The 15,678-nt window shown below is 72.8% G+C and carries 12 protein-coding genes; 6 read left to right on the forward strand and 6 right to left on the reverse strand.

Translation table 11 applies throughout. The annotated features are described in order from the left end of the window. Positions 1 to 61: 61 nt before the first annotated feature. A complete protein-coding gene (locus OG753_RS05150) occupies positions 62 to 502 on the forward strand; it encodes a GNAT family N-acetyltransferase (RefSeq protein ID WP_405787323.1) in 441 nt (146 codons plus the stop codon). Positions 503 to 925: 423 nt separating this feature from the next. After that, on the forward strand, positions 926 to 3,349 hold the full coding sequence (locus OG753_RS05155; RefSeq protein WP_405787325.1) for an ABC transporter substrate-binding protein: 2,424 nt from the start codon (positions 926 to 928) through the stop codon (positions 3,347 to 3,349). Between the two features lie 32 nt (positions 3,350 to 3,381). On the opposite strand, the gene OG753_RS05160 is transcribed toward OG753_RS05155, so the two are convergent. Together OG753_RS05160 and OG753_RS05165 are read right to left on the reverse strand one after the other, a co-directional pair. Further along, positions 3,382 to 4,572: a cytochrome P450 gene (locus OG753_RS05160; protein ID WP_405787326.1), complete on the reverse strand. Its 1,191-nt coding sequence runs from the start codon at positions 4,570 to 4,572 to the stop codon at positions 3,382 to 3,384. Then, on the reverse strand, positions 4,569 to 4,991 hold the full coding sequence (locus OG753_RS05165; protein ID WP_405787328.1) for a DUF6545 domain-containing protein: 423 nt from the start codon (positions 4,989 to 4,991) through the stop codon (positions 4,569 to 4,571). Before OG753_RS05165 ends, OG753_RS05160 begins: the two co-directional genes overlap by 4 nt. A 364-nt stretch (positions 4,992 to 5,355) precedes the next feature. Here OG753_RS05165 and OG753_RS05170 point away from each other — a divergent pair, with 364 nt between their 5' ends. Next, positions 5,356 to 6,558, forward strand: a complete 1,203-nt coding sequence (locus OG753_RS05170; RefSeq protein WP_405787329.1) for a DNA gyrase subunit B — start codon at positions 5,356 to 5,358, stop codon at positions 6,556 to 6,558. A gap of 249 nt (positions 6,559 to 6,807) precedes the next feature. Then, entirely contained in the window at positions 6,808 to 8,424 is a 1,617-nt protein-coding gene (locus OG753_RS05175; RefSeq protein WP_405787330.1) for a hypothetical protein, read from the forward strand. Positions 8,425 to 8,520: 96 nt separating this feature from the next. Here OG753_RS05175 and OG753_RS05180 read toward each other — a convergent pair whose 3' ends face one another. Beyond that, the gene (locus OG753_RS05180) at positions 8,521 to 8,721 is read right to left on the reverse strand and encodes a hypothetical protein (RefSeq protein WP_327260598.1); all 201 of its coding nucleotides are present in this window, start codon (positions 8,719 to 8,721) and stop codon (positions 8,521 to 8,523) included. Positions 8,722 to 8,854: 133 nt separating this feature from the next. Here OG753_RS05180 and OG753_RS05185 point away from each other — a divergent pair, with 133 nt between their 5' ends. Then, complete coding sequence (locus tag OG753_RS05185; protein ID WP_405787332.1) at positions 8,855 to 9,394, forward strand: 2'-5' RNA ligase family protein; 540 nt, start codon at positions 8,855 to 8,857, stop codon at positions 9,392 to 9,394. 71 nt (positions 9,395 to 9,465) lie between these two features. On the opposite strand, the gene OG753_RS05190 is transcribed toward OG753_RS05185, so the two are convergent. The 3 genes from OG753_RS05190 to OG753_RS05200 all read right to left on the reverse strand — a co-directional run bounded on the left by OG753_RS05190 (position 9,466) and on the right by OG753_RS05200 (position 13,837). Further along, on the reverse strand, positions 9,466 to 11,286 hold the full coding sequence (locus tag OG753_RS05190) for an NAD-binding protein (RefSeq protein ID WP_327266641.1): 1,821 nt from the start codon (positions 11,284 to 11,286) through the stop codon (positions 9,466 to 9,468). Between the two features lie 414 nt (positions 11,287 to 11,700). Then, a complete protein-coding gene (locus OG753_RS05195; protein ID WP_405787333.1) occupies positions 11,701 to 11,856 on the reverse strand; it encodes a DUF6126 family protein in 156 nt (51 codons plus the stop codon). Positions 11,857 to 12,094: 238 nt separating this feature from the next. Further along, positions 12,095 to 13,837, reverse strand: coding sequence for a Stealth CR1 domain-containing protein (locus OG753_RS05200; protein WP_405787334.1), 1,743 nt, complete (start codon positions 13,835 to 13,837; stop codon positions 12,095 to 12,097). A 352-nt stretch (positions 13,838 to 14,189) separates the two neighbouring features. On the opposite strand from OG753_RS05200, the gene OG753_RS05205 reads away from it, so the two are divergent. Beyond that, a complete protein-coding gene (locus tag OG753_RS05205; protein ID WP_405787335.1) occupies positions 14,190 to 15,368 on the forward strand; it encodes a barstar family protein in 1,179 nt (392 codons plus the stop codon). The last annotated feature ends 310 nt before the right edge of the window (positions 15,369 to 15,678 follow it).

The raw sequence follows: 15,678 nt of genomic DNA on the forward strand, positions 1-15,678 counted from the left end.
GCCTTTGCCTGACGATCAGCTTCCGCGACGCGTGAGGCTGTGCTCGTTCTAGGCTCAGCGCATGAAGATCACTGTGCGGTCAGCCGCCGAGGTGGACCTGCCGGCGCTGCTGGCTCTCTACAGCGAGTTGAACCCCGACGACGCTCCGCTGCCCGAGGCATCCGCAGGCGCCATCTGGGCAGCCATGTCAAGGCAGCAGGGCCGGACGATCCTGGTGGCTGAAGCGGGCGGCGCCGTGGCAGGGACTGCGGACTGCATCGTCATGCCGAACCTCACGCGCGGCGGTCGGGCCATCTTGTTCGTGGAAAACGTCGTAGTGGCCGGCTCCTTCCAGCGACAGGGTGTCGGCCGTCAGCTGATGGAGGCTGTTGTCCGACTGGGTGAGTCGGTCGGCTGTTACAAGGTCCAGCTACTGGCGGCAGATGACGCGTACGTTCACACCTTCTACGAAGCATGTGGTTTCAAAGCCCTGGCAGAGGGTTTCCGCCGCTACATCCGATAGGGGCTTCGCCGCTGGACGAGACCTGCCGAGGTGGGGCCGGGATCGTGCTGTCTGCGCGTGCTTCGGACGCGGGCCACGTTCATCCGGCCCGGGGGGCACGTCGGCTCGTAGCGAGGGCGGTCAGTCCAGGTCCTGCCACGCCCACGCGTCTTCGCCCACGTGGCCGAGGAAGCGGGCCGGGCCTCGACGTCCCACCGCCAGCCATGCACGATCTCGGTGAGGTGTCCGCAATGTCATGCGAACTCGGCATGCTGCAGGAGCCGCCCCGCCGTCGGTCACCCGCCTCTGCGGCCGCCTCCCCGTACCGCCCGACGCCGGGCCGGGCAGCGGCGCCGTGTGCGGCATACCGGGGCCCATCGCCACAAGCGTGATCAAGCCATGCTTCCGTCACCCGACCGGCTCATCAGGATCTAGAGTGTGCGCGTGACCGAGCAGAATCCCGAACTCATCGCCGGCCGGTACCAGCTGGTCGACCGCATCGGCCAAGGCGGCATGGGCCGGGTCTGGCGCGGCCTTGACCAGCAGCTCTTCGGGCGCGAGGTCGCCGTCAAGGAGATCCTCTTTCCTCCGGGCATAGAGGACGACGACCGCGCCGCCCTGCTCCGGCGGTTCACCGGCGAGGCCCGTGCAGCAGTCACTCTCAGCCATCCGGGGATCATCACCATCCACGATGTCGTCGAGCATCACGGCGCCCCCGTCATCGTCATGGAGCTGATCCGCGGGGAATCCCTGGCCGCCGCCATCCGCAGCCGCGGCCGGCTGCCCGTGCAGCGGGTGGCCGAGATCGGCGCCGCCGTGCTCGACGCACTGGCCGAGGCGCACGCGGCGCGGATCATCCACCGCGACATCAAGCCGGACAACGTGCTCCTGACCAAGGACCGCGTCGTCCTCACCGACTTCGGCATCGCCCACCTCGCGGACACCACGACCAAGCTGAGCCACAGCGGGATCGTCATCGGCACACCGCAGTACATGCCGCCGGAGCAACTGGAAGGCAAACGCCCGACCCCCGCCAACGACCTGTGGGCGCTCGGCGCCACCCTGTACCACGCCGTCGAGGGGCACCCGCCCTTCGATGCGGAGGGGCTCCACGCCCTGGCCGTGGCCGTCTTCACGCGCCCGCACCGGCCGCCGGTCCACGCGGGCCCGCTGGCGCCCGTGCTGGACGCGCTCCTCACCAAGGATCCGGCGCAGCGCGTGAGCGCCGCGGAGGCGGCCCGGATGCTCGCCTCGGTACTGAGCGCCTCCGCGCCCCGCGCGGACGAATCCACCGGGCACGGGACAGGACACGAGGCCGCGCCGACTCCCACGCCCGATCCGCGGGCGACCCCCGTACCGGCACCGGAAGCATCGCCGGAGCAGCACCCTTCCGCTCCGAGTGCGCCCGAGCAGGCACCAACGGCGGAGACGGCTCCCCGCACCCCCACGGTCCTGGACTCCGGCTCGGCCGCCGACACTCCGCGGCGTCCGGTGCCGGACCGGCCGACGGCCCCGCCCGCACCCGTACCCGTACCTCCGACCGAGGACCCCGGCACGCTCGCAGCACCGGCCACGAACGGGCCCGGCGGGCGAACGTCCACCCGCCTGCGGGCCCTCCCCCGGCGAACCGTGGTCCTGAGCGCGGCACTGGCCGTACTCGTCACGGGCTCCGTCCTCACCTGGAGCCTCACCCGCGACAATGACGCGCCCCGCGGTGGCGGGGCGGCCGGGAACGGCCCGGCCGGTTCCTCCGTCACGGTGGTGATCGGCGTGGACGTACCGCTCAGCGGCGGGCTGTCCTCGATGGGCGTCGGTATCAAGAACTCCGCCGAGCTGGCAGCCAGGACCGCCAACGAGACCCGGCACGTTCCCGGCGTGACCTTCGAGATCCGGGCCCTGGACGACGGGGCCGACCCCGCCAAGGGCGAGCCCAACGCCGCCCGGTTCGTGTCCGACGAGAAGGTGCTGGGCGTCGTCGGCCCCCTCAACTCCGGTGTGGCCAGGACTCTGGTGCCGCCGCTCGCGCGGGCGAACATGGCCGTCGTGTCCCCGAGCAACACGGACCCCGTACTGACGCTGGGCCCGGACTGGGCCGCGGGTACCACGTCCCGTCCCTACTCCACCTACTTCCGCACCGTCACCACGGACGTCGACCAGGGGCCGTTCGGCGCCCGGCACCTGCACGGCACCGCGAAGAAGACCAAGGTCTACGTGGTGGACGACGCGAGCGCCCACGGCACCGCCCTCACCTCCGGTTTCACGGCCGAGTTCACGAAGCTCGGCGGGACCGTCGTCGGTACCGAGCAGATCGATCCCGCGGAGCGCGCCTTCGCGGGCCTCGCCACGAGGGTGCGGTCCTCGGGAGCCGACGCCGTCTACTTCGGCGGCTACTACGACGCCGCGGCGCCCCTCTCCCAGCAGCTCAAGCAGGCGGGCGTGAACGTCCCCCTGATGGGCGGCGACGGCATTTTCGACCAGCAGTACCTCACGACGAACCCGAAGGCCGAGGGTGACCTCGCGACCAACATCGGCGTGTCCGCCGAGGAGTCGGCCGCCGGGCAGGACTTCCTCGCCCGGTACGGGAATGCGGGCTACCCGGAGGCCGCGGGCTGGTACGGCCCCTACGCCTACGACGCGACCTGGACCCTGATCGAGGCGGTGAAGGCCGTCGCGACGGCCAACGGCGGCACCCTTCCCCCCGACAGCCGGGCGAAGATGCCGCAGGCCGTGACACGGCTCGCCTTCGACGGCGTCACGGGCCGCGTCGCCTTCAACGGGGACGGCGATACGGTCAACCGCCGGCTCACGGCGTACACGGTGAAGGACGGCAAGTGGGCGATCGTGACGAGCAGCCCTGCCACCGGCTGACGACTGCCGGGGCGGGGCGGGCCGGCTGAGGGTCAGGCGAGGGTCAGGGGCAGGGCGGTCAGGCCGCGGGTGAGGCGGGTCCGGCGCCAGGTCAGGGATTCCGCGGGGACGGCCAGGCGCATGTCCGGGAAGCGCGTCACCAGGGTGCGGAGGGCGATTTCCGCCTCGGCGCGGGCCAGGGGGGCGCCCGGACAGCGGTGGATGCCGTGGCCGAAGGAGAGGTGGCCGCCGGCATCGCGGTCGAGGTCGAGACGGTGCGGGTCGGGGAACGCCGCCGGGTCGCGGTTCGCCGCCCCGGGGGCGATGAGCACCGGGAAGCCCGCCGGGATGTCGACCCCGCCGACGCGCAGGTCCTCCGTGCTGTGACGGAAGGTGGCCACGCTCACCGGCGAGTCGAAGCGGAGCAGTTCGTCCAGGGCGCCGGGGATCAGGTCCGGGTCCCGGCGCAGGCGGTCGAGGGCCTGCGGGTGCCGGAGCAGGGCCAGGACGGCATTGCCGATGAACTGGGTGGTGGTCTCGTGCCCGGCGACGAGGAGGAGGGCGGCCAGGGAGACGGACTCGTCCCGGTCGAGGCCTCCCTCGTCGCAGTCGCGCAGGAGGGAGTGGAGCGGGCCGTTGCCGGGGGTGGCGCGGGCCGTGTCGACGAGGTGGGTCAGGTAGTCGCCGATCCGGTGCGACGCGGCGTCGACGCGATCGGTGTCGGTCGCGTCGAAGAGGTCGTGGGACCAGCCGGCGAGCGCGGCGCGCTCGGATTCCGGCACGCCCAGCAGCTCGCAGACCACGGAGACCGGCAAGGGGACGGCCAGCTCCGCCACCAGGTCGACCTCCGTGCCGGGTCGCCACGCGCTCATCAGGCCGTCGACGATCCGGGTGATGCAGGGGCGCAGTTCCCGGACGCGTCCGGTGGTGAACAGGGGTGCCGCCACCCGCCGGTGGCGGGTGTGCGTGGGTGGGTCGCTCGCCAGCATGTTGCGGGAGATCGCCGGGTGCAGGTCACGGTTCGAGGGCCGGTCGGCGAAGAAGCGGGCCGTGTCCTTGGACAGCCGGGGGTCGGTGAACGCCTTGCGGGCTTCGGGGTGGCCGGTGATCAGGTACGCGTGGTGCCCGCCGGAGCCGGTGGGGACGCGCCGCACCGGGCAGCCTTCGCGCAGGCGGTCGTAGGTGGGGTAGGGGTCGGCGAAGAAGCGCGGGTCGCGCAGCGGGTCCTGCCGCGGGGCGCTCACGAGGCCGCCCCCGCGTTCTCGCGTACCGGGCCGCGCGCACGGGCGTCCGCCACGAGGAGCAGCCACGCGGTCTGCGCCGCGAGGTCGCCCTTGCAGGAGCGGGTTCCGGCGGCGGGCGGAGCCTCGTCGCCGTCGAGGAGGAGTCCGGCGCGCTTCGCCTCGACGACCGCGGCGATGGCGGCCGCTTCCACCTCGGCGTCGCCCTCGGGGGTGCCGGCCGTGCCCCGGCGGGCGGCCTCGGCCGCCGCGGCGTCCCGTACGGATGCCTGACGGTACCGGCGCAGGGCCAGGACGCAGTCGTTGATCTCGACGACCCGACGGTGGAGGTGGTGGTCGAGGTCGCGGGTGCTGAAGCGGTGCGGGAGTCCAAGTGCCTCGACGCGCGCCTCACACGAGGCGCGCAGCTGCTCAAGGTCCATGTCCTCACTCTGATGACGCCGGGCGGCCGGGGCCGGGCGCACCTCTCCCTGGAAGCCGGGTACGCGCGCCCCATGTTGGCATGTCCTCGCCCTCGCTTCGAGGGCGGGGGGCGGCCGCGCAGCCGGGGCGGGGTGCGGTCGGGCCCGGCGGCTGCCCCCTGCGCGTGCAGGAAGAATCGGGACCCGCAAGTCGCGGAAGTGGGGGCCGGGACGGCTCCGGCAGAGCCTCCACCGCCCTTCGGGGCAGCCTCCGGACCCGGCCGTCGGCCGCGGCCGGACCCGGCGCCCACCGGCCCGCTCAGCCCCTCGACAAACAGCCACTGACCTGGCATTTCATGGCATCGCTCCTAGGCTGTGGGAAGAGTTGGACACGACCGGAGGGGCCCTCGTGGACCAGGAGCACATCACGCATGACACCAACCGCGGCCAGGCCATGGGGGAGCTGGAACGCATCCGGAAGCGGCCCGGAATGTACGTCGGTTCGACGGGCGTGCGCGGCCTGCACGAGATGGTGTTCACCGTGGCCGGCCAGGCCGTCAACGAGGCCCTGGCGGGCCGCGCCCGTGCGGTCGGCGTCTTCCTTACGCCAGAAGGCGGTGTACGTGTCGTCGTCGACCGGCCGGGAGCCCCGGGCGACGCCGCCGGTGACGCCGAAGGCCCCGACCTCGAAGCCCTACTGACCCGCATGCCTTCCGGTACGGCGCCCGCCGGCCGCCGTGCCGCTGCCGTGAGCCTGGTGGGCATCGGGCCGGAGCTCCTCACCGCCAACGCGCTGTCCAGCCGGCTGACGGCCGAGGTGCGCGGCGGCGGGGTCCGCCAGGTCCTGGAGTACGCGCGCGGCGTCGCGGTCACCCCGCGCACGACCGCAGGCCCTGCGGCCGACAGCGGTACCACCATCATCTTCCGGCCCGACGCCGGCGTCTTCGACGACACGGCCGCGTGCTCGTTCGCCGCGCTGGCCGAACGCTTCAGGGAACTGGCCTTCCTGAACCGGTCCCTGGACATCTCCCTGACCGACGAACGTCCGCCTGGCGGGTCCCGGTCCGTGCGGTACCTGTACCCGGGCGGGGCGCGGGACTTCGTAGCCCTCCTCGACGCGGGGGCAGGGGCGCCCGTTCATCCGGACGTGATCGGGTTCGAACGGGAGGACCCGGGCATGGCGGGCACGGTGGAAGTCGCGATGCGATGGTCCTCCTCCCCCGTGAACCGGATCCTCGGCTTCGCCAACAGCCGCCCCACCCCCTTCTACGGCGGCACGCACATGGAAGGGTTCCGCAGAGGGTCGGTCGCCGCGATCAACACCTACGCGCGGCAGCGGGGGCTGCTGACGGCGGCGGATCCCGACCTGGGCGCCGAGCGGATCGAAGAAGGCCTGACCGCAGTCGTGTCGGTGAAACTGGACCACCCCGAATACTTCGGATCCACGCGCGGCGGGCTGGGCAACACCGAGGTGCTCGAATGCGTGGGCCGGGCCGTCCGGGAACACCTCGGCAGCTGGCTCGAGGAACACCCGGAGCAGGCCGCGGCGGTCCTCGGCCGGATGCTCGGGCAGGCCCGCACCGGCTGATCGGCGGACGGGGCGCTGCGCCGGCGGCGCGGCCGACGGGAACCGGGCGCAAACCTCGGCCGGCCCGTACCGGACCCCGGCCTCCGCGTCCCTCGTCCGGGTGGTCCGGCACACGGGCGCCTGCGGGCAGAGGCGTCGAGAGGGCATGATCGGCTGCCCGGGGGTACGAGTGCCGCTGGGCATCGACGGGAGTCCTGTGCCCGGCACGGGCGTTCCCCGGGGCCGGTTCGCGTTGCTGAGGAGACGGACATGCGCCTGTTGCTGACGGTCCTGGAGGGCGACGGGATCACGGGGGTCTCCGACCGCGGTCTGAACTCGGCGCTGGTCAAAGCCCTCGGCGAGCAGAACATGGCGCACAAGCGCCCCCACTTCCTGCTCCCCGGCATCGGGTTGCCGGCCCGGCCGGACGTGGCGGACCTGGCTCCGGGGCGCTGGCGGCTCGTGCACGACGAGGTCTTCGCGCAGTACGTCGACCTCGACGCGCCGCCGGAGCTGACCATCGCCGCGTTACAGGACCGCGCGCTGCGGACGGCCCGGGAGCACGGGCTGACCCTGGTCGCGGAGAACCGGTGCGCCGGCACCGTCGAACGCATCTGGCTGGCCGACCTGTTCGCCGGCCTCGCACTGGACCCCGGGGCGACGGTGCGGGAATCCGGCCTCGCGGCAGGCGACGTCGTCGTCCTGTGCATCCTGCACACGCAGCAGCGCTCGTACGCACTGGCGCCCGTGCCGCGTCCGCAGGACATGCAGGCAGTCCTCCACGCCGCGGCGGCGTCGGGCGGTGGACGGCCCGGGCTGTGGGGTGCGCTGCTCTACACCGACGCCGATGCCGGGCTCGCCCGCTACGTCCGGGAGTACTTCGACGAACTCAATGCCCTGTCAGGTGCCGACCTGCGCATCTTCGTCGTGGAACGCCCCACGGCATGGCGTACCGCGAAACGGTACTGGCGCGACACCCTCGACCACGAGACGTACCGAACGTTCGCGGCCCTTCGCTGGCTGCGCTGGAAGCCCTACGAGCGCCACCGCGTCTACGATCTGGCACGCGAGCTGGGCGTGGCCGTCACGCAGCTGCCGTGCCTGGTGCTGTTCCACGACGTCCGCGATCCGCACAAGGCCGTGTTCCCGCTGACTTCGACGGGTCCCGCCTACCTGCGCCACCTCTTCTCCCGGGTGCACGCCGCGGTCCGTCCCGGCGCTCCGGGGTTCCGGGCGACGGCCGGGGAGGACGCCACCGGCATCGAGAGCGCCTTCCGCCGGATGCAGGAGGCCTGCCAGGCGGCAGAGCAGTGGCCCGAAGGGACGCCGCAACGCGCCGCGGCCCTTGAACGGGCCCGCGAGCTGCTGAAGCGCCCGTCGGACCACTACGACGAGCAGCGCTCCCCCTTCGACCAGGTCCGCGCGCTGCCGGCCGGTACCCCGGAGGGCTCCGCAGCCTTGGACCGCGTGCGCGCCGCCGCCGCCGACATCAACCGCGAGCTGGGCGAGATCGCCGCCGGCTGCGCCGAGGAGACCCGCACCATGACGCAGAACAACTTCCACTTCCACGGCCGGACCACGTTCATCAACCAGCCGGTGGACACGGTCATCAGCGATTTCCAGAACGACCACCGCACCGGCCCCGGCGCCTCCGAACTGGTCCAGGTGCTGCGGCTGGTGCTGACGAGCCGGGACCTGGCCGACGCCGACCGGCAGGAAGCCGCCGCCCTCGTCCACGGCGTGGCGGACGACCTGGCCACCGGCGACCCCGACGGCCGGGCACCGACCCGGCTCGAACGGCTGCGCGCCCTGGTGGCGGGCGCGGCCGACATCGCGCAGCCGGCCGCTGCGCTGATCACCGCCGTCAGCGGTCTGATGGCGCTGTAGCCCTGCGGCTTGATCGTCAGAGCCCGTGGAGGGTGCGTACACACGCACGTACGCACCCTCGCAGCGGACGGCCGGTCCTCCGCGAGCGGCGGGCTGTCAGACGCGCGCCGTCTTCAGGACCGTGAGACCCCTGTCCGCCGCCGAATACCCGGCCGGCTCGTTGCCGTCCTTCAGGGCCTGCTTCGCCTTCGCGATGTAGTCCCCGACCTCGTCGCGACGCCTCTGATCGAGCTTCGATTCGACATCGGCCCAGATCTGCTCGAGCTGCTGGACCTTCAGGACCAATCCTTCGGACATCTGCACTCCCCACAGCATTCGGCACTCAAGGTAGTGATCTTTTCACGCTCCGCGCCCGATCCGGGCGCGCCGTACCGGCGCGATGCGGTCGCCCCGCCGCGACCGGGCGGCAGAGGTGACACCATGCGATGTCATGACGGACGAGGGCGATAGTACGTTTCAGGCAGGCCAGACGGGGCTCATCATCCGGATTCCGGAGGCGGAGTCGGCCGTCCGCGGGTGGCGTGAGAGGTTCGACCACTCCGCCCGGGCCGGGATTCCGGCCCATGTGACCGTGCTCTACCCGTTTCTCGACGAGAGCCGGTTGGATCCGGCCGTCCACTCCGCACTGGCGGACGTGCTGGGAGGCCACCGAGCCTTCACCCTGCGGTTCGAGAGATGCGGACGCTTCCCCGAGGTGTCGTATCTCGTTCCCGAGCCCGACACCCAGGTGCGGCAGCTCACACGGGCGATCGCTGATCGGTGGCCCGAGGCGCCTCCGTACCGGGGCCGGTTCACCGAGGTCGTGCCGCACCTGACGATCGCCCAGGGCCAGGAGGACGCCGCCCTCAAGGAGATCGAGGCCGACCTCACCGGCAGGCTCCCGTTCACCGCTCGGGTCTCTTCGGTGGAACTCATGGTGCACGACGGCACTGAGTGGCGGGAACGGGCGTCGTTCGCACTCGGACGATGAGCTGAGTGTGAGACGGCCGCGAGCTGCTCGCGGCGATCGCGGTCGAGGTCGGGGTCGAGCTGTCGGCCCTGTCACAGCAGCTCGCCCCGGTCGGCCGGGGCGAGGGCGTGTCCGCTTCCCAGCAGCTCGGCGAGGCCCTGCCGGGTCGCGGAGATGATCACCCGGTCCTCGGGGCCGAGGACGTGGCCGGGGTGGAGGTCGAAGAGGAGACCGCTGACGTGGCTGCGGCCGTCGAGCCGGGTGGTGCGCAGGTCGGGTCGCCGGTCGGCCGGGTCGGTGGTGTCCAGGGCGAGGATCCTCCAGTGGCCGGGCCGGAACGTGTCGGCGATGGTGCGGCCTTCGAGGTGGGACAGTCCGGCGACGTCGACGGCGGCGAAGAGCAGGACGCGGCGTTCCACCGGTATGGCGCCCAGGATCCGGCGTCCCATCATGGCGCTGGCGAACGCCGGCGCGGCCAGGGAGGTGACGCTGCGGCTGCGGGTGACGGCCTGGGGGTGGGCGGCGCGCAGGGTGCGGTGGGCGGCGGTGGCGAAGTCGTCGTCGTAGAGGCGCAGGGCCACGCGCAGGTCGGGGGTGATCGTGCGTGCGCAGAGGATGGCTTCGAGGTTGGTGGTGTCGGAGCTGGTGAGCGCAAGGAGTGCGTGGGCCCGGTCGGTCCGGGCGGCCTCCAGGACGCCTTCCTCGGTGACGTCACCGAGGACGACGGGGACACGCAGGCTCCGGGCGAGGGCGATGCCCCGGGCTTCGGGATCGGCTTCGACGCAGACGACGGGGATGCCGAGCTCGCGCAGCCGGGCCAGGACGCGGGTGCCGACCTTGCCCAGGCCGAGGAGGACGACGTGGTCGGCCGTGCCGCGCGGTGGCCTGCGCAGGGCGGAGGCCGAGCGGAAGGAACCCAGGGCTTCGAGGACGGCGGCGACCAGAACCGGCAGGAGCAGCAGTCCGATCAGGCCGGTGAAGAGCTGGAGCAGCTGGCGTTCGGTCGGGTCGCCGATCGCCGGGTCGTTGATGGAGAACAGGTCCAGGAGGGTGACGTAGGCGGCATGGACGGGGTGATCGCCGGTGGTGACGGACGAGGTGACGGCGATGGCCATCACGGCAGCGGTGAAGCCGACGAGTGACCAGCGGACCCGGCGCGAGAAGAGTTCCATCACCGGCAGGGCGGCTGCGCCGAGCCGGCGCTGTGGCGCGGACGAGGCGGTGTACGAGGCCGCTTCGAGTACGACGGCGCCCCGCTGCGCGGACTGTGCGACCTCCATGGCGGAGGGCAGGAGTTGCGGGCCGGCGGGGCCGCTGCGGTCCGATCCCTCGGCTCCGGCGGGGTCGTCCGTGGTGGAGGAAAGGAGGGCGAGGGTGCAGAGGCTGGGCTCGGTGGTCTCCCGCCGCTGCCGCGGAGTGCGTTCGGTGACCCGTAGGAGCAGTCCGTCGGCCTGGAGGACCTTGCCGGTTCCTGCGACGACGGTGGCGGCGAGTGCGGGAGCCGCCGTGTCGGCGTCCGAGAGGACCACGGTCGCCGAGTCCGCCGTGCTCGCCGGGTCTCCGGCCACGGCGGCTGCCTGGTCGAGGAGTTCGGCGAGGTAGCGGCCGAGCTTGCGGTTGTAGAGGCGGATGACCAGGCGCACTCGCGGGTTGATGCGGCGCGCTGTCAGCGCCGCCCGGATGTTGGCCTCGTCGTCCTCGTAGGCGAGCGCCACCGCCGTGGCACGGGCGCAGCCGGCCTCGCGGAGGGCGGTGGCGTCCGGTGTCTCGGCTTCGACGACCCTGGTGGTGCGAGGAGGTACGGGGCCGATCACCGCGGCGTCGGGCAGCAGGAGCGTGACGGGCTGGCGGTAGATGTCCTGGAGCTCACCGGCCAGCCGTACGGCGAGTGCGTCGTCGCCGCAGACCACCATCGCGTCCGCTCTGCGCGGGTGTTGAGACTGCTGCGGTATCAGATCCACCTGCGTGGCCCCCCTGTCGTGTCGCGGCCCGCTGCCGCACCCCGCTCACACGTCGCCCCTTACGCATCGCCTCCCACGCATCACGCACCGGGCGAAGGGTTCGGCCATGGCCCTGTACGGCCCGGCATCTGCGGTGAGTCCATACCCCGCCTCAGCCTGCCGCCCGCCAGGAGCCCCGTCCATCCGTGCCGACACCCATATCGCCCGGTGCGAAGCGGCCCCGGCGTCCCGCGTCGAAGAGGGGTTCCGGCCCCCATTCGCCGCGCCGGCGCCCTCGGGGGCGCGGTCGTCAGCGCATGCCGGCATCGACCGGCGCACGGCCTGTTCGCGTCCGTCGCCATCTGCACCGCGAAGCCCGGGCGGCGGCTACTTCTGGGCGTGCTGACCCAGGTAGAACAGCAGCCACACGAACCCGGCGAACAGGTGGGTGCCGAAGATGTAGAAGAAGGCGCGCAGCGCGACGCCCTTCTGCAGCCACCTCTCGTGTCTCTCGGCGGCGTTGTCCTCGGGCTTGTGCGTCACTAGCTTCTCCTGCTCGGTTCCGGGGCCGGTCACGGCGTGCCGTCCGGTCACGAGGCCGAACACTGCGGGCGCCCGCTCCGCCACTGGCGCGCCGCCCCTGCGCAGTGCACCGGCGGCGCCGTCCACGATAGTCGCCGCTCGGCCGGGGCCGCCGTGGGCGGGAGTCCTGTGTGCCGGGATGCCGCGCCAGGACCGGATCCGGGGCCGTCCGGCGCGCCCCGGCCGGGTCGCAGGGGGGTCAGTCCCCCGTCCCGGGTGGCTGTCGCTTCTCGAACGGCGAGGCCACCGGGAAGTAGGCCTCCAGGAAGGCTGCGACGATGTTGTGCTGCTGCCTCGCGGTCAGGCCGACCCCCGCTCCGTCCCTCGCTCCGGCTCCGGCCTCGGTCGGCGCGTCCTCGTCGTCGGCGAGACAGAAGGCGTCGTTGCTGCGCTCCGCGGCCAGCGGCGGCAGCGTCTCGGTCACGTCGTGGCGCGCGGTGCTGACGTAGACGTGCGCGAGGTGGCCCTCGACCGCATGGCCCTCCGCGAGTGCGAGGTGCGAGGCGAGGGTGATGGGGGCGAGGTCGTCCGTGCTGCGGAAGACCGAGCGGGCGGTGGCGGCGAGCCGGCCGGGCAGGAGCTCCTCGGTACGGGTGAAGAGGGAGCGGGTGAGGGGGTAGGGGGTGTGGGCCAGGATGTGCGGATAGGTGCGGCCGACGGCCTCCTCGACGGCCCGCCGGGTGACCTTCTGCGAGGCGGTGAACACGTCGTCGCCGGCCCCGCTGCCGGGGTCGACGGCGCGCCGGTCGTGGAACACCTTGGGCAGTCCGGAGGGCAGGAAGTAGTCCTGCGGGCGCTGGGGGCGGCCGAGGAAGATGTCGTCGTTGAAGTAGACGAAGTGCTCGGCAAGGCCCGGGATGCGGTGCAGCCGGCTCTCGATGGCGTGGGAGTTGAACACCTCGGGAGCGTCGGGGTCCGTCACGAGTTCGCGGTGGTCGACGACGGTGACGCGGGGATGACAGGTGTCGAGCCAGTCGGGGGCCTGGTCGTCGGTGACGAGGAAGACGTGCCGGATCCAGGGCGCGTAGGCGGCGATGGAGCGCAGGCAGTACCGGAGCTCGCCGCGGTCGCGGTACCGGTTGTCGGCGAGGTCGATCCCCGTGGGGCGGCCGGTGCCGGCGGCCGCGGCCTCCGCGGCCCGGTCCCTGCGTCGGCGCCACGCGGGGTCGGCGGCGTCCACCCAGGTGATCACGGCGTCGACGGGAAAATCTATGTCGTCCGGGAAGCGACCGGAGAAGCAGCCGACGACGGGGTAGTCCCGGTCACCGATCCGGCGGGCTGCCGAGGCCGTCAGGGAGGGCACCCACCAGCCGTACGGGGTCTCGCGCAGCGTGGCCAGGGCACCCTCGCCGGAGTCCGGGGCCTCCCAGAACTCCAGGTCGCAGCCGGTCTCGGGGCCGTAAACCAGGGTACGGCCGGAGGTGACGACCGGATGGTGGAGGCGTACGGCGCGGACCCGGGCGGACCGCGCGGACCCACCGGCCTGCCGGTCGCCTCCGCCGGCCGGGACCCCCTCGACGGCGTCGACGGCTGCCGGGAGGTCCTCTGCCAGGACGTCCCCGGCCTCGCCGTCGGCCGTGACGAGTCGGGCGTAGAGGGGGGTTCCTGCGAAGGCTGCGGCACAGGCCTTCAGCGTGGCGGCCCGGTCGCCCGGGGCGATGGCCACCCGGTGGGTGAGCCGGCCGTCGGGGACGAGCCCGTAGGGGACGTCGGCGGCCTCCAGCGCTTCGGCGAGCGACCGGAGGTTGGCGTCGCGGGCATCGGCGGGGAGCAGGTCGTCCCGGACCAGGGCGAGACGGCCGCGGTGGCGCACCAGGCCCGGCACCGTCGCCAGCAGCTCCTCCTCACGGTCGGCGGCCCGGCCGCGCCGCGAGGGCCCGTCGCCCGTGCGCTCCGGCCCGGCGGGGCCCGGCTGACGCGGGATCCCGCTGCGGCGACGCACTGTCCGGGCGAATCTGCGCAGCCGGGCCGGAACAGGAAGACGGCGTATTCCCTGCATGTACGTCCTCGGTGTGCGGCGCTGATGAACAACTGCCGGTGTTCTGAGTGCCCTGAGCAGGAGCGGCGCGCTCAGGCGCATGTGGAGGCCTTGTTCAGCGATACGTTTCCCGTAGTTCACGTTTCATGCAAGGGTCCGAAGTCCTGCTCTCCCGAATCACAGCGACTTCTCATGCGGGGCGGCGCCTCGGGGCGGCCCGCCCGTCGGCACGACCGCTCCCCGCGCGGCCCGGGCCGGGCCAGGCCGGGAGGGCCCGTATCGTAGGCCGGAGGTCGCTCGCACGTTCGGGGGTTGGGTGCGCATCGCGGAGCACGCCGGATGGGACCGGGCCTTCCCGGTGAGGTACCTCCTGGTCCAGGAGGACGAAGAAGGTGTGGAACAGCTCTGGGGGAGGTGCGCGGGCGTCGAAGGGCTCTTCGTCGACCCGGTCCCGCCGCCGCGGGAGGTTCTCACCCTCCGTGGCTGTCGCCCCGACGGGCTGCTGAGCGACGCCCTGGCCGGGCCCGACGTCTCGTTGCGGAGCCTGGGCGATCTGGGCCTCGAGGTCTGGGACGACGAGCAGGCGGTGCAGTGGTGGACCCTCGTCGACGCGGTCGTGGTGGCCCACCAGCCGCACCCGGCCGATCCGGGGCGCTACGACATCGTGCTCGGCGCCGGCGTGAGGAACGACGAGAGCTTCTTCGAAGCGTCCGAGGCGTCGCACTTCGAGCTCTTCGGGGGAACGACGGTCGCTGCCGCGAGTGCGGGCCGATGCTCCGCCGTGGACGGCCTGTTCGTCCCACGTGCGGACCCGGCCCCCGTCCCGCTCGAGCTGATCGGCTGCGAGGCCGCGGAACCGCTGCTCGTGGGGACACAGCAGCCCCGCCGGTGGGCACGGAGCTCGGCCGAGCTCCTGGTGCTGGATCGCCATGGTGCCGTGATGGCCTCCCGCACCGTGGGCCTGGCCGTCGACGGGGCGCGCCCTTCCGTGCTCGGTGACGGGCTGGAGGACATCACGCTCACCGATGGCGGCGAGGATCGACCACCGCGGGCGGTCCGCCCGGTCTGGGCGGCGTGGTACCAGGGCCCGCCGACGGAGCCCAACCTGTGGGCGCCGTACGACGCGCAGGGCCGGGCCGAGTGGCTGGAACTCACCACGCGCGCCTGGCGCCTGCCCGCGCCCCGGCCGGACCGGTCCGGGGGCGAGCACCATCTCGACGGCCGGTTCATCACGGATGTCGCCGGGCTGCACTGCGCGGTCGCCGAGGCCCTGCTCGGGCCCGGCCGCTACTTCGGCCGGGAGTGGAACGCCTTCAAGGACTGCCTGGGCGGTGGATTCGGGGTGGCCCCGCCCTTCACCCTGATCTGGCACGACTTCGAGGTCGCGCGGTGCGCGCTGGCGGACGTGGTGGAGGACCCGCTCGGCCGGCTCTCCTACTTCGAGGAGATCTTCCAACTCCTCGAACGGCGCGGCGTCACGGTCGTGCTCCGGTGAACGCGCCGGTCTTGTCCACTCCCCGCACGACACCCGCCTGTGCGGGTGCGGCTGCGGTGAGCAGGTCGCCGGCGGCTGGTTCCTGTCCGGGCACGACCAGAAGGCCCTGCACGCCCGAGTCGCCAAGATCGGCACTGTCCGCGAGTTCCTCGACTGGTTCGACGCCACCTACGTCGAGCCGACGGCGGAGTAGCCGCTCGGGCGGCTCTCGCCGTATCCGTGCGGGCCCTCAGGCCTGGTCGCCGCCCGGCGACCGGGCCGAGCGGCACGGCGAGTGCTTCGTCGCCGCTCGGGCGATGCCGCCCGCCGG

Origin of the sequence: Streptomyces sp. NBC_00029 (assembly GCF_045160505.1) — a bacterium.
In the GTDB taxonomy this organism is placed as follows: domain Bacteria; phylum Actinomycetota; class Actinomycetes; order Streptomycetales; family Streptomycetaceae; genus Streptomyces.

Coding starts and splice junctions, on each gene's coding strand:
- OG753_RS05180 (WP_327260598.1), bottom strand. CDS start 8,721: ATGTCCGAAGGATTGGTCCTGAAGGTCCAGCAGCTCGAGCAGATCTGG.
- OG753_RS05150 (WP_405787323.1), top strand. CDS start 62: ATGAAGATCACTGTGCGGTCAGCCGCCGAGGTGGACCTGCCGGCGCTG.
- OG753_RS05165 (WP_405787328.1), bottom strand. CDS start 4,991: ATGGACCTTGAGCAGCTGCGCGCCTCGTGTGAGGCGCGCGTCGAGGCA.
- OG753_RS05185 (WP_405787332.1), top strand. CDS start 8,855: ATGACGGACGAGGGCGATAGTACGTTTCAGGCAGGCCAGACGGGGCTC.
- OG753_RS05190 (WP_327266641.1), bottom strand. CDS start 11,286: ATGGTGGTCTGCGGCGACGACGCACTCGCCGTACGGCTGGCCGGTGAG.
- OG753_RS05175 (WP_405787330.1), top strand. CDS start 6,808: ATGCGCCTGTTGCTGACGGTCCTGGAGGGCGACGGGATCACGGGGGTC.